This is a genomic window from Vibrio vulnificus NBRC 15645 = ATCC 27562, from assembly GCF_002224265.1.
Lineage (GTDB): Bacteria > Pseudomonadota > Gammaproteobacteria > Enterobacterales > Vibrionaceae > Vibrio > Vibrio vulnificus.
In genome coordinates this window covers 243858-264885 of the sequence record NZ_CP012881.1, presented here as the reverse complement: position 1 = coordinate 264885, position 21028 = coordinate 243858, and the positions used below count along the sequence as shown (strand labels likewise).

General features: G+C 46.1%; 19 protein-coding genes. 16 read left to right on the top strand and 3 right to left on the bottom strand.

Translation table 11 applies throughout. The features are described from left to right. The first annotated feature begins 55 nt into the window (after window positions 1–55). Window positions 56–1258: a methyltransferase gene (locus AOT11_RS01125; RefSeq protein ID WP_017422283.1), complete on the top strand. Its 1203-nt coding sequence runs from the start codon at window positions 56–58 to the stop codon at window positions 1256–1258. A 115-nt stretch (window positions 1259–1373) separates the two neighbouring features. On the opposite strand, the gene ald is transcribed toward AOT11_RS01125, so the two are convergent. Next, entirely contained in the window at window positions 1374–2498 is a 1125-nt protein-coding gene (gene ald, locus AOT11_RS01120; RefSeq protein WP_017422282.1) for an alanine dehydrogenase, read from the bottom strand. Window positions 2499–2653: 155 nt separating this feature from the next. On the opposite strand from ald, the gene lrp reads away from it, so the two are divergent. The 5 genes from lrp (at window position 2654) to serS (ending at window position 9674) form a co-directional block, all read left to right on the top strand. Then, a complete protein-coding gene (gene lrp, locus AOT11_RS01115; RefSeq protein WP_011080767.1) occupies window positions 2654–3148 on the top strand; it encodes a leucine-responsive transcriptional regulator Lrp in 495 nt (164 codons plus the stop codon). Window positions 3149–3292: 144 nt separating this feature from the next. Next, window positions 3293–6250: a DNA translocase FtsK gene (locus AOT11_RS01110; protein WP_017422281.1), complete on the top strand. Its 2958-nt coding sequence runs from the start codon at window positions 3293–3295 to the stop codon at window positions 6248–6250. Window positions 6251–6322: 72 nt separating this feature from the next. After that, window positions 6323–6919 carry an outer membrane lipoprotein periplasmic chaperone LolA gene (gene lolA, locus AOT11_RS01105; protein ID WP_017422280.1) on the top strand — a complete coding sequence of 199 codons (597 nt, stop codon included), beginning with the start codon at window positions 6323–6325 and terminating at the stop codon, window positions 6917–6919. Window positions 6920–6925: 6 nt separating this feature from the next. Beyond that, window positions 6926–8275, top strand: a complete 1350-nt coding sequence (locus tag AOT11_RS01100) for a replication-associated recombination protein A (RefSeq protein WP_017422279.1) — start codon at window positions 6926–6928, stop codon at window positions 8273–8275. A gap of 91 nt (window positions 8276–8366) precedes the next feature. Beyond that, window positions 8367–9674: a serine--tRNA ligase gene (gene serS, locus AOT11_RS01095; RefSeq protein WP_017422278.1), complete on the top strand. Its 1308-nt coding sequence runs from the start codon at window positions 8367–8369 to the stop codon at window positions 9672–9674. A 60-nt stretch (window positions 9675–9734) separates the two neighbouring features. Here serS and bioA read toward each other — a convergent pair whose 3' ends face one another. After that, window positions 9735–11012, bottom strand: coding sequence for an adenosylmethionine--8-amino-7-oxononanoate transaminase (gene bioA, locus AOT11_RS01090; RefSeq protein WP_026060836.1), 1278 nt, complete (start codon window positions 11010–11012; stop codon window positions 9735–9737). Between the two features lie 140 nt (window positions 11013–11152). On the opposite strand from bioA, the gene bioB reads away from it, so the two are divergent. The 4 genes from bioB to bioD are packed head-to-tail and all read left to right on the top strand — an operon-like array spanning window position 11153 to window position 14835. Continuing rightward, window positions 11153–12205 (top strand): biotin synthase BioB, encoded by a 1053-nt coding sequence (gene bioB, locus AOT11_RS01085; protein ID WP_017422276.1) that lies wholly within the window; start codon window positions 11153–11155, stop codon window positions 12203–12205. Continuing rightward, window positions 12189–13346, top strand: coding sequence for an 8-amino-7-oxononanoate synthase (bioF, locus tag AOT11_RS01080; protein ID WP_017422275.1), 1158 nt, complete (start codon window positions 12189–12191; stop codon window positions 13344–13346). The genes bioB and bioF overlap by 17 nt, the downstream gene beginning before the upstream one ends. After that, the gene (gene bioC, locus AOT11_RS01075; protein WP_017422274.1) at window positions 13346–14155 is read left to right on the top strand and encodes a malonyl-ACP O-methyltransferase BioC; all 810 of its coding nucleotides are present in this window, start codon (window positions 13346–13348) and stop codon (window positions 14153–14155) included. The genes bioF and bioC overlap by 1 nt, the downstream gene beginning before the upstream one ends. Continuing rightward, the gene (gene bioD, locus AOT11_RS01070; RefSeq protein ID WP_017422273.1) at window positions 14152–14835 is read left to right on the top strand and encodes a dethiobiotin synthase; all 684 of its coding nucleotides are present in this window, start codon (window positions 14152–14154) and stop codon (window positions 14833–14835) included. Before bioC ends, bioD begins: the two co-directional genes overlap by 4 nt. A gap of 50 nt (window positions 14836–14885) precedes the next feature. Here the strand turns inward: bioD and AOT11_RS23555 are convergent, their stop codons facing one another. After that, the gene (locus tag AOT11_RS23555) at window positions 14886–15053 is read right to left on the bottom strand and encodes a hypothetical protein (RefSeq protein WP_013572034.1); all 168 of its coding nucleotides are present in this window, start codon (window positions 15051–15053) and stop codon (window positions 14886–14888) included. 352 nt (window positions 15054–15405) lie between these two features. Between AOT11_RS23555 and htpX the strand changes: the two genes are divergently transcribed. From htpX to AOT11_RS01035, 6 genes are all read left to right on the top strand, one after another. Continuing rightward, window positions 15406–16272, top strand: coding sequence for a protease HtpX (htpX, locus tag AOT11_RS01060; protein WP_017422272.1), 867 nt, complete (start codon window positions 15406–15408; stop codon window positions 16270–16272). Window positions 16273–16513: 241 nt separating this feature from the next. After that, on the top strand, window positions 16514–16933 hold the full coding sequence (locus tag AOT11_RS01055; protein WP_017422271.1) for a nuclear transport factor 2 family protein: 420 nt from the start codon (window positions 16514–16516) through the stop codon (window positions 16931–16933). Further along, the gene (locus tag AOT11_RS01050; RefSeq protein ID WP_017422270.1) at window positions 16930–17655 is read left to right on the top strand and encodes an SDR family oxidoreductase; all 726 of its coding nucleotides are present in this window, start codon (window positions 16930–16932) and stop codon (window positions 17653–17655) included. The genes AOT11_RS01055 and AOT11_RS01050 overlap by 4 nt, the downstream gene beginning before the upstream one ends. 16 nt (window positions 17656–17671) lie before the next feature. Further along, on the top strand, window positions 17672–18964 hold the full coding sequence (locus AOT11_RS01045) for an NAD(P)/FAD-dependent oxidoreductase (protein ID WP_017422269.1): 1293 nt from the start codon (window positions 17672–17674) through the stop codon (window positions 18962–18964). A gap of 2 nt (window positions 18965–18966) precedes the next feature. Further along, window positions 18967–19734 carry a DUF1365 domain-containing protein gene (locus AOT11_RS01040; protein WP_228745971.1) on the top strand — a complete coding sequence of 256 codons (768 nt, stop codon included), beginning with the start codon at window positions 18967–18969 and terminating at the stop codon, window positions 19732–19734. Window positions 19735–19769: 35 nt separating this feature from the next. Then, window positions 19770–21026 (top strand): SAM-dependent methyltransferase, encoded by a 1257-nt coding sequence (locus AOT11_RS01035; RefSeq protein ID WP_017422267.1) that lies wholly within the window; start codon window positions 19770–19772, stop codon window positions 21024–21026. Window positions 21027–21028 lie beyond the last annotated feature (2 nt).

Below are 21028 nucleotides of genomic sequence, written 5' to 3'. Positions count from 1 at the left end.
GCTTTCCTCCACCGCTTCTTCCCCCTAAAATAGCGTCGCAATTTTAGGGGGATACATGCAAAAACAATTTCAATTGCTCGATGAATGGCTTACTGAGCACCAAGGATTCTGGCGTTTTGAACCATTTCATCAAAGTTTGCATGAACAACTTCCTTGGGTAGACACGCATCCTGACATGTGTGCGTGGTTAAACTCTCTCTCAGTGCAAGAGTTATCACAATACAAACTCGATCCCACTAGTTTGATTACAGATCTTGGCAGGTTTATTCCAGATAGCAAAACGGTATTAGCGAACATTGCACTGACACCACACTCGACAACGACCATAAAACTCGCTGAGCGTTTTGACGTCGGAATCCCAGGACGAAAACTTAAGCAAATTGAAGCAATGGGCTCTTATAGCCTAACTCGTCATCAAGGGAGCGAATGGCTAGAATGGTGCTCGGGGAAGGGATACCTAGGCCGAGTTCTTTCTTCTCAAACTAGGCAACGCGTGACGAGTTTTGAGTATCAGTTACCCTTGTGTCAAAGTGGTCAATCCGAAGCGGATGCACTGAATCTGCCCATGCATTTTGTTCAAGGCGATGCTCTTGAATGTGAATCTAAACAATACTTTAAGCCAGAACAGCATGCTGTCGCCTTACATGCCTGCGGAGATTTACATGTTCGAATGATGCAGTATGGTTGCGAGAAAGGCGTAGCAGCGATGACGATTGCTCCTTGTTGTTACCACCTCATTCAGAGCGACGCTTACCAAGTATTGTCGAGTGTGGCCAAGCTCTCGAGAATACGTCTTAGTCGAAGTGAACTGCGAATTCCATTGCAGCAGACGGTGACTGGTGGAAGCCGGGTTCAGCGACATCGACAATTAGAGATGACTTTTCGTCTTGGTTTGGATCTGCTACTAAGACAAGAATGTGCTTTTAAAGAGTATGCGCCTGTACCGAGCATTAAAAAGTCACAGCTTTCGCTAGGCTTTGAGGCGTTTTGTCGTTGGGCTGCGGAGCTAAAAGAATGGAGCTTGCCTCAAGTGAACTTCGAGCTGTATGAGGCTGAAGGGGCGAAACGTTTTTGGCGTATGGAAATGCTAAGCTTGGTGCAGCAAATCTTTCAACGTGCAATTGAAATGTGGCTTATTTATGACAAAGCCATGTATCTCCAAGAACAAGGGTATCAAGTATCGCTAAGTGAATTTTGCGATCGAGATATTACTCCGAGAAATATTCTTATTCACGCATCTGACAGAAAGAACACCTAAGAAATACTTATTTGGGAGTGTTACATATAGAATTTGTTGTTATAACTTAGATTATTTTGTAATAAAAAGCTCGCGTTTATGCGAGCTTTTTACTGAGAGCATAAGAATCTGCAGCTTAGTTAAACATGCGAATGGCTTCTGCTGGATCTACGTATTCTAGGTTAAAGCTTTCTGCAACCTCTTTGCAGGTCACTTTACCGTGAATCACATTTAGACCCAGTAGGAAGCCTTTATCTGCCGTCAATGCTTCACGATATCCTTTGTTTGCAAGCTTCACAATGTAAGGTAGAGTCGCGTTATTAAGGGCAAAAGTAGAAGTGCGAGCGACGGCACCTGGCATGTTAGCAACACAGTAGTGTACGACATCGTCAACAATGTAAGTCGGCTCTGCGTGTGTGGTTGCGTGAGAAGTTTCGAAACAACCGCCTTGGTCGATTGCAACGTCAACAACTGCAGCACCAGGCTTCATCTTCGCGATGTGCTCTTTTGTGACCAGTTTTGGTGCTGCTGCGCCTGGGATAAGCACCGCACCGATGACAAGATCGGCTTCTAGAACGTGCTTCTCGATCGCATCTTCTGTAGAATAAACGACTTTAGCGCGGCCTTGGAATTCTTCGTCTAATTTACGAAGCGTATCCACGTTACGGTCAAGGATAGTAACATCAGCACGTAAGCCAACAGCCATACGAGCAGCGTTAGCACCAACGACACCGCCGCCAATAACAACGACTTTAGCTGGTTCAACGCCCGGTACACCACCAAGAAGTAAACCACGGCCACCGTGAGATTTCTCTAGAGTTTGTGCACCAGCTTGGATAGACATACGACCAGCAACTTCAGACATTGGAGCAAGTAGTGGTAAGCGACCCATATGATCTGTTACAGTCTCATAGGCAATGCAGACAGCTTTGCTCTTGATTAGCTCTTCAGTTTGTGGAAAATCTGGAGCTAGGTGTAAATAAGTAAATAATATTTGCCCCTCTTTGAGCATGGCTCGCTCAACAGCTTGAGGTTCTTTTACCTTTACAATCATTTCTGCTTTCGCGAAGACGTCAGCAGCAGTAGGAAGAATGGATGCGCCTACAGCGATGTAATCATCGTCTGAAAAACCGATGCCTGCACCGGCATTAGTTTCAACAAAAACTTGGTGACCATGTGAGATAAGCTCTCTCACACTGGCTGGGATCATACCAACACGGTATTCGTGGTTCTTGATTTCCTTTGGAACGCCAATAATCATCCTGACTCCTCGTTTTATTCTGGTTGTATTGACTATGTGTAGGGTGTAATGTCGAATTTGTGCCTAGTATAGATGTGATGTGGCAAAATTTGATACTGAATATTAAAAAGTTGTAGTATATTTTTTTGCAAGGAAGTAATAAGGTGGAATAAAAAATGGTAGATAACTACAAAAAGCCGTCCAAGGATCTAGACCGTATCGATCGCAATATTTTGAATGAATTGCAGAAAGATGGTCGAATTTCAAACGTTGAACTCTCTAAACGCGTGGGGCTTTCTCCAACTCCATGTTTAGAGCGTGTTCGTCGCTTAGAGCGTCAAGGATACATTACGGGTTATACCGCATTGTTAAACCCTCAGTACCTAGATGCCTCGTTGCTCGTGTTTGTTGAAATAACGTTAAATCGTGGTGCGCCCGATGTATTTGAACAGTTTAATGCCGCGGTTCAAAAACTGGATGATATCCAAGAGTGTCATCTTGTTTCTGGTGATTTCGACTATCTATTAAAAACGCGTGTATCTGATATGGGTGCTTACCGTAAATTGCTCGGTGATACCCTGCTTCGTTTACCAGGTGTAAATGACACTCGAACCTACGTTGTAATGGAAGAAGTGAAGCAAACCAACCAACTTGTGATTAAAACACGTTAAATTCTTGTAAGGAAAGCGGCTTATATCGCTGCTTTCACCTTCCAAGCGTTGGGTTTTTCCTTTCGATATGGTTAAATCGACTTATGAATCCGAGCGGCACAGGCCGCTCGGAATGTTTCAGTTACTGTTGATTCAAGTTGATTTATGTTCAAAGAGAACGCTAAAAAAGTACAAACCATTATTAAAACAAGCGAAGAGGCTCAGTCTTCTCGTCTGAACGGTTTTCAACGTCTCAAAGAGTGCTGCCTTATTCTAGGCGTACTGACTTCTGCTTTCCTTTCAATTGCCCTAATAACCTTTAGCCCAGCTGACCCTTCTTGGTCTCAAACCTCATGGGGTGGAGACATCAGCAATGCAGGTGGACAATTTGGTGCTTGGGTAGCGGACACTCTCTTGTTTACATTTGGCTTGTTGGCTTATCTGTTGCCAGTGCTATTGGTGATTGTGACATGGGTCTTTTTCCGAACCAGAGACGAAGATGAACGCATTGACCTCATGTTGTGGGGAACGCGTTTGCTCGGTCTGGTGATACTAATTTTAACCAGTTGTGGTTTGGCGGACATCAATTTCGACGATATCTGGTATTTCTCTTCTGGTGGTGTGCTTGGTGATGTTCTTAATAGTCTAGCGTTACCCACACTGAACCTACTGGGTACAACGTTGGTTTTGCTGTTTGCTTGGGGGGCGGGTTTAACTCTACTTACCGGCATCTCATGGCTCTCGATTGTCGAATGGATCGGTAGCTTGTTTCTCGATGTTTGTCAGTGGGCGCTTAATCGTCTTCGCGGTGAAAAAACAGAAGTTATCGCACCAGAATTACAACCAATGGCATTGTCTGACGATGAGCCTAAAGCTCAGCCACAAATAGAAGCACAACAAGATGAGATTGTTGAGGAAGAGCGTATTCCTGATCCGCTACCAATGGAGCCTGTGGTTCAAATACGCAGAGAATACCCGATCCATATGCCACAGACAGTGAGCTACCAAACGGTCGCTGACGAGCTGGATGAACTGGAGGATAGCTCCTTTGAGCGAGCGAAAAAGCTTAACGCCACAATTGAAGAGTTAGAGCAAGAAGCACTGTCGGTGAATGACCTGCCTGATGACGCCATGAGTGCAGAACGTGCACGTTATAATGTTGCCGACATCGCTCAAGTTTCTGCAGAACACTCTCAAACAACACAAGTTGAACATGCGCAAGATTTCAGTGTAGATGTGGAAGAGTTTGATCACGTTATCTCACTTTCCGAACTGGATAAGATATCAGAAGAAATCGATGAGCCTGTCATGGTCGGTTTTGCTGAAGAAGCACCATTGCATCGCAATGAGGCGCAGAGCGTTGCAATCGCAGAGTCGAGAGAGCCAATGTTCTCTCACCCAGGAGTAGAATCAACTACTCAACATACTACTCAAGAAGAGAGCGTGGAGTTGCCTGCTGCTGACAGTGTGGGTGATGTGAATCCAGAAGTGGAAGATTATGTGGAAGAGAATGAAGAGCAAGATCAAGATGTCACCGCCTTCCAAAACATGGTCTCCAAAGCGCAGCAAAATATGGCGGCGACACAAAATCCGTTCTTAATGAAGCAAGATACAACGCTACCAGTCCCTAAAGAGCCGTTACCAACGCTTGAGCTACTTTATCACCCTGAAAAACGCGAGAATTTCATCGATAAAGAAGCACTAGAACAAGTAGCAAGATTGGTCGAATCTAAACTGGCCGACTACAAGATCACCGCGGAAGTGGTTGGGATCTTCCCTGGTCCTGTGATCACCCGTTTTGAACTTGATTTAGCGCCGGGTGTGAAAGTAAGCCGTATTTCGAGCTTATCCATGGACTTAGCGCGTTCACTTTCCGCCATCGCTGTTCGAGTCGTGGAAGTGATCCCTGGTAAACCCTACGTGGGGCTTGAGCTGCCAAACATGAGCCGTCAAACGGTTTACCTTTCAGACGTAATTGATAGCCCACAGTTTAAGAATGCAACGTCACCGACCACGGTGGTTCTAGGGCAAGATATTGCTGGTGAAGCATTGGTCGCAGATTTGGCGAAAATGCCTCACGTGCTGGTGGCAGGTACCACGGGCTCGGGTAAATCTGTTGGGGTAAACGTCATGATTCTTAGCATGCTCTATAAAGCAAGCCCAGAAGATGTGCGTTTTATTATGATCGACCCGAAAATGCTGGAGCTTTCGGTGTACGAAGGCATTCCACACCTATTAGCGGAAGTGGTTACTGACATGAAAGATGCCTCCAACGCGTTGCGCTGGTGTGTCGGGGAGATGGAGCGTCGTTACAAACTGATGTCTGTGATGGGCGTGCGTAACATTAAAGGTTTTAATGAGAAACTGAAAATGGCGGCAGACGCGGGCCATCCTATTCACGATCCCTTCTGGCAAGAAGGGGATAGCATGGATACGGAGCCACCATTATTAGAAAAACTGCCGTATATCGTTGTCGTTGTGGATGAATTTGCGGATCTCATGATGGTGGTCGGCAAAAAAGTGGAAGAGTTGATCGCACGCTTGGCGCAAAAAGCGCGTGCCGCGGGTATCCACTTGATCCTAGCGACACAACGTCCATCGGTAGATGTCATTACCGGTCTGATCAAAGCGAACATTCCAACACGAGTCGCATTTACCGTATCCACCAAAACCGACTCTCGTACCATCCTCGATCAAGGTGGTGCTGAATCGCTATTGGGCATGGGTGACATGCTTTACCTTCCTCCGGGTTCGAGTCACACCATCCGAGTGCATGGTGCCTTTGCCTCAGATGATGACGTGCATGCAGTTGTGAACAACTGGAAAGCGCGTGGTAAACCAAACTATATTGACGAGATCATCAGTGGCGACCAGGGGCCAGAAAGTTTGCTGCCAGGTGAACAAATGGAGAGCGATGAAGATCTTGATCCCCTTTTCGATCAAGTGGTTGAACATGTTGTTCAGTCACGTCGTGGTTCGGTTTCTGGTGTTCAGCGCCGTTTCAAAATTGGCTACAACCGTGCGGCGCGTATTGTAGAGCAGTTGGAAGCTCAAGGTATTGTGAGTGCACCGGGCCATAATGGCAACCGAGAAGTGCTGGCTCCTGCACCTCCAAGAGAATAATGAACTTTCGTTTAGAAGGAGGAGTCAAAACGTGCAACTCCTTTTAAACCTTAGCCGTGAATAGGTATAAAAATGAAAAAATGGTTAGTTGTATTTTTCCTTAGCGCGTCAGCATTGGCAAATCCACAGCAAGAGCTGAATCAGAGATTAGGCATGAATGATGGCTTTAGCGCAAACTTCAACCAAACGGTGACAAGCCCAGATGGTGAAGTCGTGATGGAAGGGGAAGGCAGCGTTGATATTGCCAGACCAAGCCTGTTTCGCTGGAGTACCTCTTTACCGGATGAAAACCTGTTGGTTTCGGATGGAAAAACCTTATGGTATTACAGCCCATTTATTGAACAGGTGAGTATTTACTGGCAAGAACAAGCCGTACAACAAACACCGTTTGTTTTACTCACTCGTAATCAGTCCAGTGATTGGGAAAACTATCAAATCACGCAAGATGGTAGTGTATTCACTCTCGTGCCGAAAGCGGCAGACTCTACCCAGGGGCAGTTCCAAATTGATATTGATGAAAAAGGGATTGTGCATGGTTTTAATGTCATTGAACAAGATGGGCAAAAAGGCATCTTTAAGTTTACGGATATCAAGTTAGGAAAGCCTGCTGCTGCCCGCTTCACCTTTAACGTCCCAGAAGGGGTTGAAGTGGATGACCAAAGGAACTAATCGCCAGTGTCAAATTACACCTTAGATTTTTCAGGGGACGAAGATTTTCGTCCCCTTGCTGCTCGTATGAGACCGGAAACGATCGAACAGTACATCGGTCAGCAGCATATTTTAGGGCCTGGTAAGCCATTGCGTCGCGCGCTTGAGGCCGGCCACATTCATTCAATGATTTTGTGGGGACCGCCAGGTACAGGCAAGACAACGTTAGCAGAAGTGGCTGCAAACTACGCCAACGCGGAAGTTGAACGCGTGTCTGCGGTCACGTCTGGCGTCAAAGAAATTCGTGCCGCAATTGAAAAAGCACGCGAGAACAAAATGGCGGGTCGTCGCACCATCTTGTTTGTGGATGAGGTACATCGCTTTAATAAATCACAGCAAGATGCCTTCTTACCGCACATTGAAGATGGAACAGTGACCTTTATCGGCGCGACCACAGAAAACCCATCGTTTGAACTGAACAACGCATTATTGTCACGTGCTCGTGTGTATAAGCTTACGTCACTCAACAAAGAAGAAATCTCACTGGCATTAAACCAAGCGATCAACGATAAACAACGTGGTCTGGGTAATACACCAGCACACTTTGCTGATAATGTCTTGGATCGTCTGGCTGAGCTCGTCAATGGTGACGCTCGAATGTCTCTGAACTATCTTGAGTTGCTGTATGATATGGCAGAAGACAATGCTCAGGGCGCAAAAGAGATCACACTAAAGTTACTGGCGGAAGTGGCGGGGGAGAAGGTCTCTCGCTTTGATAATAAAGGCGATATTTGGTACGACTTAATCTCTGCCGTGCACAAATCCATTCGTGGATCAAACCCGGATGCTGCGCTTTATTGGGCAGCGAGAATGATCTCTGCTGGTTGTGATCCACTCTATATCGCGCGACGTTTACTGGCCATTGCCTCTGAAGATGTGGGCAATGCGGATCCGAGGGCAATGCAAGTGGCACTTTCCGCGTGGGATTGCTTTACCCGTGTTGGGCCTGCAGAAGGCGAACGCGCAATTGCACAGGCGATCGTTTACCTTGCGTGCGCACCGAAAAGTAATGCGGTCTACACCGCTTGGAAGCAAGCGCTGTCGGATGCGCATAATCTTCCAGAGTTTGAAGTGCCTTTCCATTTGCGTAATGCGCCGACCGGATTGATGAAAGATCTCGGTTATGGGGAAGGTTATCGATACGCTCATGATGAGCCTGGAGCCTACGCCGCTGGTGAACAATATTTGCCTGCCGAAATCGCTGATCGCAAGTACTATCAGCCAACAAATCGAGGCTTAGAGAGCAAAATCGCTGAAAAGTTAGATTACTTGGCTAATTTAGACGCAAATAGCCCACAAAAGCGCTATGAAAAGTAGGCATTTTTGGATACATTTGTTCGGTTAATTTTTTCAACGTGCTCGACAGGATTGGGTGCGTACCTTCACAACAAAAAGCATAGGATTAACAATGCTGGATTCTAAATTACTTCGTACAGAGCTGCATGAAACAGCTGCTAAACTGGCACGTCGTGGCTTTAAGCTAGACGTAGAGACAATCGGTAAACTTGAAGAACAACGTAAGTCCATTCAAGTAGAAGTTGAAAATTTACAATCCACGCGTAACTCCATCTCCAAGCAAATCGGTCAACTGATGTCGGCTGGTGACAAAGAAGGTGCAGAAAAGATCAAGCAACAAATCGGGTCATTAGGCTCTGATTTAGATGCGAAAAAACTCGAACTTGACGCACTGATGGCGCAGTTAGATGACATCATCCTTTCTGTTCCAAACATTCCTGCGGATGAAGTGCCAAATGGCAAAGACGAGAACGATAATCTTGAGATTTCGCGTTGGGGTGAGCCAAAGTCTTACGACTTCGAATTAAAAGATCACGTTGACCTAGGCGAAATGGGTGACGGTCTAGATTTCGCAAGCGCAGTTAAGATCACTGGTGCACGTTTCATCGTGATGAAAGGTCAATTTGCTCGTCTACACCGTGCCATCGCTCAGTTTATGCTTGATCTTCACACTGAAGAGCATGGCTATACGGAAATGTATGTGCCTTACCTTGTGAACGCAGACAGCTTGTTTGGTACGGGTCAACTACCAAAGTTTGGTAAAGATCTTTTCCACACAGAGCCACTGACAGAAAAGGCAAGTGATGAAGAGCCACGTAAACTGTCTCTTATCCCTACAGCCGAAGTACCAGTAACGAACTTAGTTCGCGACACGATTTCTGATGAAGCAGATCTGCCGCTTAAGATGACCGCTCATACGCCATGTTTCCGTTCAGAAGCTGGCTCGTACGGTCGTGACACTCGAGGTCTGATTCGTATGCACCAGTTTGACAAAGTCGAGCTGGTACAAATCACCAAACCAGAAGATTCAATGAATGCACTAGAAGAGCTGACTGGCCATGCTGAGAAAGTGCTTCAGCTTCTAGAGTTGCCTTACCGTAAGGTGCTATTGTGTACAGGTGACATGGGCTTTGGCTCGCACAAAACTTACGATTTGGAAGTGTGGGTTCCGGCTCAAAACACTTACCGCGAAATCTCATCTTGTTCAAACATGTGGGATTTCCAAGCGCGTCGTATGCAAGCGCGTTTCCGTCGTAAAGGCGAGAAGAAACCTGAACTTGTACACACACTAAACGGTTCTGGTCTAGCGGTAGGTCGTACCATGGTTGCTATCCTAGAAAACAACCAAGAAGCAGATGGCCGCATTGCCATTCCGACCGTACTTCAGAAGTACATGGGCGGCGCAACGCACATCGGTTAATTGATTAACCATAAAAATATCAAAACCCAGCCACTGCGCTGGGTTTTTGTTATCTCGTGGCTAAACAAAACACTCTGGACGCTGAAGTGCGGTTTCAATGGCGTTTACCAATTGTTCTATATGATCCGGCTCGCTGATAAATGGCGGCATCATATAGATCAGTCTACCAAAGGGGCGAATCCACACGCCTTGCTCAACAAACAGGGCTTGGATGGTTTCCATATTCACTGGGCGATGTGTTTCTACGACGCCAATCGCACCTAACCAACGGGTGTTTTTCACCAAGTCGTGTTCTTCAAGTTTTGGCAGTAACTCAGAAAACAGCGATTCGATTTGCTTGGTTTGCTGTTGCCATTGGCCTTGCTCTATCAACTCTAAACTGGCGGTCGCGACGGCGCAGGCGAGTGGATTACCCATAAAGGTTGGGCCGTGCATGAAACAACCTGCTTCACCGCCACAAACCGTATCGGCGACGTGTTTGCTGGTTAAGGTCGCGGAAAGGGTCATGTATCCCCCAGTCAGTGCTTTACCCACACACAGAATGTCCGGTTGGATATCGGCATGCTCGCAGGCAAACAGCTTGCCAGTACGGCCAAAACCAGTCGCGATTTCGTCTGCTATTAGCAGTAGACCATACTTATCACAAAGTGCTCGAACGCCTTTCAGAAACTCTGGATGATAGATACGCATTCCTCCCGCACCTTGAACGATGGGTTCGAGAATCACTGCCGCTAATTCTTGATGGTGCTGCTCAATCTTCTGCGCAAAGTCAGTGAGATCTTCTTGCTTCCACTCATCCCAAAAACCACCAGTCGGCGACTTCGCGAAGATGTGCTCTGGTAAAAAGCCTTTGTAGAGTGAATGCATCGAGTTATCGGGATCGGTGACCGACATGGCTGCAAAGGTATCGCCATGGTAGCCATGTTGTAATGTCAAAAATTTCGGCCTGCGCTCACCTTTTGCGTGCCAGTATTGCAAGGCCATCTTTAAGCTCACTTCAACGGCTACTGAGCCCGAATCAGCGAGAAAGACATGCTCTAGGTTGTTTGGCACCAAGGACAGTAATTTTTTACACAAACTGATCGCTGGCTGATGAGTGATACCACCAAACATCACATGGGATACTTGATCAATTTGACGATGTGCCGCTTGATTCAAATGAGGGTGATTGTAGCCATGAATGGTCGACCACCATGAAGACATGCCATCGATGAGCGTGGTTCCGTCTTCGAGTTTGATATACACACCACTTGCGGAGTTCACGGGGTAGCAGGTCAGAGGTGTCAGTGTTGAAGTGTACGGATGCCAGATGTGCTGGCGGTCGAAGGCCAAATCCATAATAAAATCCAAGTGAGAATAGATTAAAAATAAACCAGATGTAAACTTTGAATTACTTATCAATGTTGACAGTTTATCGGGACTCGGTAGACTGTCAACAAAACAAAAATAGCAAGTTAACTATTACGCAAGGAATACACGTGGAAGTACGTCATAACTGGACTCATGCGCAAGTTCGTGAGTTGATGGAAATGCCTTTTATGGATTTGTTGTTTGAAGCGCAGCAAATCCATCGTCAATACCACCCTAAGAACTATGTGCAAGTGAGCACCTTGCTTTCGATTAAAACCGGTGCTTGTCCAGAAGATTGCAAATACTGCCCGCAAAGCGCTCGTTATCAAACGGATGTTGAAAAAGAGCGATTAATGGAAGTGGAGCGTGTTCTGGACGCCGCGCAAAAGGCTAAAAATGCCGGTTCGACTCGTTTTTGTATGGGAGCAGCTTGGAAGAATCCGAAAGAACGCGACATGCCGCTGCTGACTGACATGATCAAAGGCGTCAAAGATATGGGGCTGGAAACCTGTATGACTCTGGGCATGTTAACTCCAGAACAAGCTAAGCAACTGGCAAGCGCGGGTTTGGATTATTACAACCACAACCTCGATACCTCACCGGAGTATTACGGTAACATTATTACCACACGCACTTATCAAGATCGCCTAGATACCTTATCTCATGTACGTGACGCAGGCATGAAGATCTGCTCTGGCGGCATCATCGGTATGGGTGAAAGCGCTAATGACCGCGCTGGGTTGCTTGTTGAGTTGGCCAATCTGCCTACTCATCCAGAAAGTGTTCCTATCAACATGCTGGTTAAGGTGAAAGGGACACCTTTGGAAACGGCTGAAGAGGTTGACCCGTTTGACTTCATCCGTTTAATTGCCGTTGCTCGTATAATGATGCCGACCTCAGCCGTTCGTTTGTCGGCAGGGCGTGAAAACATGAATGAACAAATGCAAACCTTGTGTTTTATGGCGGGAGCCAATTCTATCTTTTACGGCTGTAAGCTGCTCACAACACCAAACCCTTCTGAAGATAAAGACATGCAGCTGTTTAACAAGTTGGGCATTAACAGTCAGCAAGTCTCACAAAAACCCGATGAAATTACAGAAAACGAATTGTTAGATCGTGTAGTCGAAAGCGTGGCTGCTCGCCCAACAAAAGACGATCTGTTTTATGACGCAAGCCTTTAACGAAAGAATAGCACAAGCCCTGAAGCAGAGACGCAAACAGGGCTTGAATCGCCAAAGTGAAGTGATTTTCTCGGGAAATCAAGCGGTTTTAGAACATCAAGGGAAGCGCTATCTCAATTTTTCTGCCAACGACTATTTGGGATTGGCGAACGATCAATCTTTAGTTCGAGCTTGGCAGCAGGGTTTGAGTTTATATGGTTGTGGCAGCGGGGCATCTCCATTGGTGACGGGTTACACCCCTGCGCACAGCAATCTCGCGGCTTCCTTATGTGATTGGCTAGGGTATGAAAGTGCCACTTTGTTTGGATCGGGATTTTCGGCCAATCAAGCGCTGTTGTTTGCACTGCTTGAAAAAGGTGATCTCCTAGTGCAAGACAAATTAAATCACGCTTCTTTAATCGAGGCGGGGCTTTTTTCTCCTGCAACTATGAAGCGATTTAAGCATAATGATCTTAAAGCACTAGATACGATTTTAAACCGAGCTGATTGCCCAAGTTTGGTGGTGACGGAAGGCGTATTTAGCATGGATGGTGATTGTTCACCATTAGCTGAAATGCACGCACTCACCCAACGCCATTCGGCAAGCTTAATGGTGGACGATGCACATGGCGTTGGCGTACTGGGTGAAGAAGGTCGCGGAAGCTGTGCGCTCGCTAATGTGAAGCCAGATTTTTTGGTGGTCACTTTTGGTAAAGCATTCGGCTTATCGGGGGCTGCACTTCTAACGGATAAATCCAGCGGTGATTTCCTTGCTCAATTTGCTCGTCACCACGTTTACTCTACCGCGCTTCCGCCAGCACAAGCTTTCGCGTTGACGCATGCGGTAGAGCTGATTCGAACGCAGCAGTGGCGACGAGACAAACTTAATGAGCTGCAAACCCTTTTTGCGGAATATTTGGGGGAGCATGATAGTTATGTATCCACTCAAACGCCGATCAAACCGTGGCTCATTGGAGAGACACAACAAGCCGTGACGGTTGCACAGCGTTGCCGAGAACAAGGCATTTGGTTGACAGCGATCCGTCCGCCGACGGTACCCCAAAACACCGCGCGCCTGAGAATAACCTTGTCTGCTAATCACACCAAAGAACAGATGCACACACTGGCACAAGTACTGCTGACAGTCACAGGAGAGCACTAATGGAAATGGCTAAAGTATCCTTTACTGTGGAAGAAGCGTATGTGGATAAGCTGGCTATTGCTCAAGCATTCGGTAAGGCAGCAAAAAGCTATGACCAGCATGCTGCATTTCAACGAGAGGTTGGACATAAGTTATTAGATAAACTGCCCCAAGATTTATCGGGTCTGCGTGTTTTGGATCTTGGTTGTGGCACGGGGTATTTCTCGTGGCAACTTTTGCAACGAGGCGCTGCAGTCGTATGTGCCGACTTGTCGCATGAGATGCTTGAGCAGGCAAAGGCGCGTTGTGGGCAAGAGTCGGTGTCGTATCGCGTTGCCGATGCGGAGTCTCTGCCATTCGAGCAAGATGAGTTTGACATTGTCTTCAGTAGCTTAGCCTTGCAATGGTGCGAGGATTTATCGCGGCCTTTACGTGAAATGAACCGTGTTGTAAAACCGCATGGGCAAGTGCTGTTTTCCACATTACTAGATGGCTCACTCAATGAGCTAAAGCAAGCCTGGGCAAAAATTGACTCATATCAACACGTCAACCGTTTTATCTCTGCCAATCAGGTAAAAATTGCGTTAGCGCAATCTCATAGTCATAACCATCATCTAGACTTGACCGATATCACAGTCTGGTACGAGTCTGCGTTTGCTGTTATGCGTGATCTTAAGGGTATAGGTGCGAACCATGTAAGCGGGCGCTCACATGGTTTAACGACAAGACAAGCATTAAAACGAGTGGAAAGAGAGTACCAGACATTTCAGAACCATTTAGGTCAAGTACCGGCAAGTTATAAGGTTTGTTTAGGGGTTATACAGTTATGATGAAAGCATTTTTCATTGCAGGTACGGATACCGATGTGGGCAAAACCGTGGCATCTAAAGCGATTCTTCACGCATTAGCGGCCAAAGATCTACGTACTATTGGTTATAAACCAGTGGCAGCAGGCAGCGATAAAACGCCAGAAGGTTGGCGTAACTCAGATGCCTTGCATCTGCAGAAGGCGGCAACAGTGGTCGTTGATTACGAGGACATCAATCCATATGCCCTTGAGTTGCCAGCGTCTCCGCACATTGCAGCAAAACATGAAAAAGTAGAGATTGACTATGCTGTGCTGAGCAGCAAACTTGCGCAGCACAAAGAGAATGCAGACGTCGTGCTGGTTGAAGGTGCGGGTGGTTGGCGAGTTCCAGTGTCAGACACTGACAGTCTGTCTACTTGGGTTAAGCAAGAAGATCTGCCTGTTGTGTTGGTTGTTGGTATCAAATTGGGTTGTCTCAGCCACGCGTTGCTGACCGCTGAAGTGATCAAAGCCGATGGCCTCAATTTGGTTGGATGGGTTGCAAACCGAGTGAATCCTGGCACGGAGCATTACGCAGAGATCATTGATATGTTGGAAGAGCGTTTGGAGGTTCCAAAGCTGGGTGAAATTCCTTATATCCCAAGCGCTAAGCGTAAAGACCTCGGTAAATACATCAATGCGGATGTGTTACTCGAGCTTTAAAACATCAAAAGGGCTGCCATTGGCAGCCCTTTCTTTATCAGGTCTTGTGCTTATTTGTCTTGAACTAAGCCCATAAGCGCCTGTTGAGTATCCGAGATTTGCTTTGCAACTTGCTGCTCAGTCGAAATGCCGAGCTGCTGTTTTGCCTCTTCTTCAGAAATCCCTAGGTGACAGCACAATAAATCAATAGCCATTTGATAGTTGTTAGCTTCTACCATGATCATGTCCTTTGTTAACATGGGTTTATTTCTGCTCTGTTTGAAACGCTTTTCGTTGGCACAGATAAGACGATTCGATCTAGTTCAGAGCAGTATTGAATATCTGAGACTGAAAATAGCACGAAGCCGAATAAGCACAATAAGACAAAAGTCTAACGCGTGAGAGGACGTTTGAAACAAAACGATGCAGAGAATTTCGATGGTGTTGATTTCTAACAGATAAGCAACTTGGTAAACAAATGTTGCAATTTATCGCTTAACCTTGTTTTTAAACAAATTAGACTATATCTATTAGCAAAAGAGGCCAGTGTTACTGGCGTTCAATATAAATAAGCTTCTTTGGAGAAAAGTAATGAAGCGAGTCATGTTGTTTTTGATTACCAACCTTGCTGTGGTTTTAGTCCTCAGTGTTGTGTTGAACATTGTTTATGCTGTAACTGGAATGCAGCCAGGAAGCCTCTCAGGTTTATTGGTAATGGCTGCGGTATTTGGTTTTGGTGGTGCATTTATCTCCTTGATGATGTCAAAGGGGATGGCACTACGCTCTGTCGGTGGAGTGGTGATCGAGAGCCCTCGTAACGAGACAGAGCACTGGTTATTGGAAACGGTGAGCCGCCAAGCTCAGCAAGCGGGTATTGGTATGCCAACCGTTGCTATCTATGATTCACCGGACATCAACGCATTTGCAACTGGTGCAAAGCGTGATGATTCACTGGTCGCGGTTTCGACGGGTCTGTTGCACAACATGACGCGTGATGAAGCAGAAGCGGTGCTGGCGCATGAGGTGAGTCATATCGCCAATGGTGACATGGTGACCATGACGTTGATGCAGGGTGTCGTGAACACCTTCGTTATCTTCTTATCTCGTTTTATTGCCAACATGGTGGCCTCTAATAACAGTGATGAAGAAGGTGAAGGTTCAAACATGATGGTGTATTTCGCGGTTTCTATCGCGCTTGAGCTGGTGTTTGGTTTCCTCGCGAGCTTCATCACCATGTGGTATAGCCGTCATCGTGAATTCCATGCCGATGCGGGTGCCGCCCGTCTAGTTGGTAAAGAGAAAATGATTGCGGCTCTAGAGCGTCTAAAAATGAGCCAAGAATCAAAACTGGATGGCACCATGATGGCGTTTGGTATCAACGGTAAGCAATCTCTGACTGAGTTACTGATGAGTCACCCACCGCTAGACAAACGTATTGCAGCGCTACGTAACTTCTAATGTTATTGATTAATCACGAGCGTGGATAATCGCTTCCAATGTGAGCAAACATCTTGTGAGTAATGATGAACGAAAGGCTTGGAGAAAACTCCAAGCCTTTTTTGTTGGTGGCATGATCCAAATAGTCTTAGTTAACGTATTACCGCATGATATACAAATTTAATTGTGTAACTGTTGTAGGCTAGTCTACGTTTTATATGTGGCTAATTTTTAATACTTTAACTCTTGTGGGATTGGCAATATGGATGTGATAGCGGTCAGCAATGTCTACCGGTCATTGAGTAAATCAAATTTAGAAATTTTAGCCGATGTCTATCACCAACAGGTCGTATTTGAAGACGCAGCGCATCGGCTTGAAGGTTGGTCTGCGCTTAAGGACTACTTCCAATCGTTGTATGAAAATGTCATCGACTGTCGCTTTGATATTCATGAACACCAGCAAGTCGACCAGTCAGGCTTTCTTACTTGGACGATGACCTTAAAACATCCGAAGTTGAAAAAAGGGGAGGCGGTAAGCGTGAAAGGCGTCTCCCATTTGAAGTTTCATGAGGGAAAAGTGATATACCACCGTGACTATTTTGATTTGGGTGAAATGCTGTATGAGCATCTTCCCATTCTCGGCTCGGTTGTTAGAAGCATTAAGCAGAGGCTAGGGCAATGAACTCGGTACTGATCACTGGTGCGACATCAGGCATCGGAAAACAGCTCGCGCAAGATTATGCTGACGCGGGTGCAAAAGTGATTGCATGCGGACGCAATCGTCAGGTTCTCCAAGAGCTAGAAGATTATTCCCCCGCCATAGCAACGATCAGTTTTGATGTCACCGATTACCAGCAAACGCGAGAAGCATTATCGGTGCTGCCCTTTATTCCAAACGTGTGGCTATTTAACGCTGGTGATTGTGAGTACATGGACGATGGCATCGTTGATGCCCAATTGATGCAACGTGTGTTCAGCGTCAATGTTTTTGGTGTGGTGAACTGTATCGAGGCGAGCCAAGCCCATTTTCAACCTGGACACAAAGTGGTGATTGTCGGCTCCATTGCTTCGGAACTCGCCCTGCCAAGAGCGGAAGCGTATGGCGCGTCTAAGGCCGCGGTTGGGTATTTTGCGCGTAGCTTGTCGCTGAATCTTCAGACCAAGGGCATTGATGTTGTCACTGTCTTTCCTGGTTTTGTTTCCACTCCGCTGACGGACAAAAACACGTTTGCCATGCCGATGATCATCACGGTTGAACAAGCCTCAAAGGCGATTCGGCAACAACTGGCTTCCGGGAAGCAGCACATCTATTTTCCCGCTCGGTTTACCGCGCTCATTCGGTTACTTGCGTTACTGCCTTACCGTTGGCAGAAGGCGTTAGCTTCAAAATTAATTGCCCAATAAATTCAAAGGATAATGTATGAAAATTGCAATTATAGGTACAGGCATCTCCGGATTAACATGTGGCTACCATCTGCACAAAGCGCATGACATTACGCTGTTTGAAGCCAATGATTACATTGGAGGGCATACGGCGACGATCGATTTTAAACTCAACGGTAAAGACTACTCGGTTGATACGGGGTTTATTGTCTATAACGATCGAACCTACCCCAATTTCATCAATATGATGGATGAAATTGGCGTGACCGGGCGAGCAACCCAAATGAGCTTTAGTGTTCGCAATGACAGCAATGGACTGGAGTACAATGGCCACACGCTGGCGACACTGTTTGCCCAAAAAAGAAACTGGTTTAAACTGCAGTTCTACGGTTTTATTTTTGAAATTCTGCGTTTTAACAAACTGGCGAAAGCGTCTGCACACGATGACCAGATTGCCCAACAAACACTTGGGGAGTTCTTAGATACGCATGGTTTTAGTGACTATTTTAGCGACAACTATATCCTGCCGATGGGGGCTGCGATTTGGTCATCGACCTTAGCGGATATGCGTGCATTTCCACTTACGTTTTTTCTACGTTTCTTTCTCAATCACGGCCTTCTTGATGTCACCAATCGACCACAGTGGTATGTGATTGATGGCGGCTCAAAAGCTTATATCCCGCCACTAACGAAGGGCTTCTCTGATCGCATTCGTTTGAACTGTCCCGTTGAAAAAGTGATCCGTGACTCAACGGGTGTCACATTATATGTGGCAGGAGAAGCACAACGTTTCGATCACGTTATTTTTGCCTGTCATAGCGATCAAACGATGTCGTTATTAGAGGATGCCTCCAGTGATGAAGCTTCGATTTTGTCGCGTATGGCATATCAAGCCAACGAGGTTGTTTTGCATACTGATGATAGCTTGCTGCCTCGTAGAAAGGCGGCTTGGGCGTCGTGGAACTATTTACTCGATGGTAAGGAAGGAGAAGAAACACGCCTACCTTCGTTAACCTACAACATGAACATTCTTCAACACATTGAAGCAGAACATACGTTTTGCGTGACGCTCAATAGCAGCGATAAGATAGACGAAAACAAAGTTATTCGTAAGTTTGTTTACCACCATCCGGTATTTACCACGGAGTCCATCGTGGCACAGCAGAGACGAGGTGACATTCAAGGGCGAAATCACACATGGTTTTGCGGCGCGTATTGGTACAACGGATTCCATGAAGATGGCGTTCGCAGTGCCTTGGATGTAGTGCGAGGCATCAACCTTGTGCAAGCGAAAAAAGATACGATCTCTTTTCACCAAGGGGCGGCGTGAGCATGGTCATCAGCAGTCGTTTGTTTGTGGGTAATGTTCGGCACCGCCGCTTCACCCCAGTAGAACATAGTTTGAATTATCAATTGTTCATGCCAGCGATCGATTTGGACGAGTTAGCACAGCTTGAAAAAGAAGTGTGGGGTTTTGGCACTCGCTGGTGGCATTGGGCGCGATTTAAACGCAGTGACTATGTGGGAGAGGGCTGCCTCAAACGCGCAGTGCAAGAGAAACTTACAGAGCTCACCGGAGAGTCAGTCAGAGGGAGGGTCATCGCGGTGTGCCACCTACGTTATCTTGGGCTCTACTTTAGCCCGGTTAATTTCTACTACGTTTTTGATGAGAAAGAACACTGGCGCTATTTACTGGCGGAAGTGAGTAACACTCCTTGGAATGAGCGTCATTATTACGCTATTTCTGCTGATGAACATGACTCGTCTTTTGGCTGGAAACAGACCAAAGCGTTTCACGTTTCGCCCTTTAACCCCATTGAACAGTCTTATATTTGGCGACTTAAACCGCTGAGTGAAAAGTTACATATTCATTTGGAATGCCACAAAGAAAATAAACAGTTTGACGCCACCATGGCGATGAGCGCAGAGCCATTTTCTAGTAACAATCTGCTAAAACGACTGATCGTAACGCCTATTCAAACAGTAAAAGTGTTGGTAGGGATTTACTGGCATGCGTTCAAATTATGGAAAAAAGGCGCACCATTTTACTCGCATCCCAAATACCGCTCTCCAGCCAACCAGACTGAGAATAACAACTAAACTGTGAAGAATAATAAATTTAGGGAGAATTCTGCATGTTAAATACCTCTTCGATGGCATTGACCTCTCCATTATCTACAGCACAAAAGGCGGCTAGAAACCTGATATTTAAGTGCTTACAGCATATGGAAATCGGCACTTTGACGGTCATTGAAAGTTTTCAAAGCGACACTCAAGAGCGTAGTGAACGCTTTGTCGGTACCAACAATCACAAGCCGGGTGTGGCCATTAGCGCAACAATAGAAGTCAAACACCCGGCATTTTATTCGCGTTTAATGCGGGGTGGCAGTATTGCAGCGGGTGAAGCCTATATGGATGGTTGGTGGGACAGTCCAGATTTAACTTCGTTAATGAAATTAATGGCGCTCAATCTGAATGCATTAGATGGATTAGAAAATCAAAGTAGCTGGGTCACCAAACTGCTTTACAAACTCAGTCATTGGAGCAATCGAAATACGCAGGAAAACTCGCGTAAAAACATTCATGCCCATTATGATCTTGGTAATGACCTCTACAGAGTATTCTTGGATGAGAGAATGTTATATTCGTCTGCCATTTATCACTCGGATAGTGAGTCATTAGAGCAAGCACAAATAAATAAAATGGATCGATTGTGTCAGCAATTGCAATTAAAACCCACTGATGAGGTGATTGAAATCGGCACTGGTTGGGGGGCGATGGCGATATACATGGCGGAAAACTATGGCTGCCGGGTGACAACGACGACGATTTCAGATGAGCAATATGACTACGCGCAACAACAGATTGCAGAAAGAGGTTTGACTGAGCGTATTCAGTTATTGAAGAAAGATTATCGAGATTTAACTGGGCAGTTTGATAAATTGGTTTCTATCGAAATGATAGAAGCGGTAGGTAAGCAATATTTACCGTCTTACATCAAAGTGTGCCAGTCGTTATTAAAACCTGGTGGTTTGATGGCAATACAAGCGATCACTATCGCCGACCAACGTTACGAATATTACAGTAACAACGTCGATTTTATTCAAAAGTACATTTTCCCAGGTGGATTTTTGCCGTCAGTGACTTCACTGGCTCAAGCCACGACCCAATACAGTGATTTAGTGATTAGGGATTTGTTTGATATTGGCATGGATTACGCAAAAACATTGCAAGAATGGCACCGACGTTTTAACCACGCTGAAGAGCAAGTAAAAAGACTAGGGTATGACGAGCGATTCATTCGTATGTGGCGTTACTACCTAAGTTATTGTGAAGGGGGATTCTTAGCTCGTAGCATCAGTACCGTACACATGACGCTTCAAAGAGCCTAATA

What these genes read in the sequence shown, in the direction of transcription:
- AOT11_RS01125 (WP_017422283.1), top strand. Translation starts at nt 56, where the DNA reads ATGCAAAAACAATTTCAATTGCTCGATGAATGGCTTACTGAGCACCAA.
- ald (WP_017422282.1), bottom strand. Translation starts at nt 2,498, where the DNA reads ATGATTATTGGCGTTCCAAAGGAAATCAAGAACCACGAATACCGTGTT.
- lrp (WP_011080767.1), top strand. Translation starts at nt 2,654, where the DNA reads ATGGTAGATAACTACAAAAAGCCGTCCAAGGATCTAGACCGTATCGAT.
- AOT11_RS01110 (WP_017422281.1), top strand. Translation starts at nt 3,293, where the DNA reads ATGTTCAAAGAGAACGCTAAAAAAGTACAAACCATTATTAAAACAAGC.
- lolA (WP_017422280.1), top strand. Translation starts at nt 6,323, where the DNA reads ATGAAAAAATGGTTAGTTGTATTTTTCCTTAGCGCGTCAGCATTGGCA.
- serS (WP_017422278.1), top strand. Translation starts at nt 8,367, where the DNA reads ATGCTGGATTCTAAATTACTTCGTACAGAGCTGCATGAAACAGCTGCT.
- bioA (WP_026060836.1), bottom strand. Translation starts at nt 11,012, where the DNA reads ATGGATTTGGCCTTCGACCGCCAGCACATCTGGCATCCGTACACTTCA.
- bioF (WP_017422275.1), top strand. Translation starts at nt 12,189, where the DNA reads ATGACGCAAGCCTTTAACGAAAGAATAGCACAAGCCCTGAAGCAGAGA.
- bioC (WP_017422274.1), top strand. Translation starts at nt 13,346, where the DNA reads ATGGAAATGGCTAAAGTATCCTTTACTGTGGAAGAAGCGTATGTGGAT.
- bioD (WP_017422273.1), top strand. Translation starts at nt 14,152, where the DNA reads ATGATGAAAGCATTTTTCATTGCAGGTACGGATACCGATGTGGGCAAA.
- AOT11_RS23555 (WP_013572034.1), bottom strand. Translation starts at nt 15,053, where the DNA reads ATGGTAGAAGCTAACAACTATCAAATGGCTATTGATTTATTGTGCTGT.
- htpX (WP_017422272.1), top strand. Translation starts at nt 15,406, where the DNA reads ATGAAGCGAGTCATGTTGTTTTTGATTACCAACCTTGCTGTGGTTTTA.
- AOT11_RS01055 (WP_017422271.1), top strand. Translation starts at nt 16,514, where the DNA reads ATGGATGTGATAGCGGTCAGCAATGTCTACCGGTCATTGAGTAAATCA.
- AOT11_RS01050 (WP_017422270.1), top strand. Translation starts at nt 16,930, where the DNA reads ATGAACTCGGTACTGATCACTGGTGCGACATCAGGCATCGGAAAACAG.
- AOT11_RS01045 (WP_017422269.1), top strand. Translation starts at nt 17,672, where the DNA reads ATGAAAATTGCAATTATAGGTACAGGCATCTCCGGATTAACATGTGGC.
- AOT11_RS01040 (WP_228745971.1), top strand. Translation starts at nt 18,967, where the DNA reads ATGGTCATCAGCAGTCGTTTGTTTGTGGGTAATGTTCGGCACCGCCGC.
- AOT11_RS01035 (WP_017422267.1), top strand. Translation starts at nt 19,770, where the DNA reads ATGTTAAATACCTCTTCGATGGCATTGACCTCTCCATTATCTACAGCA.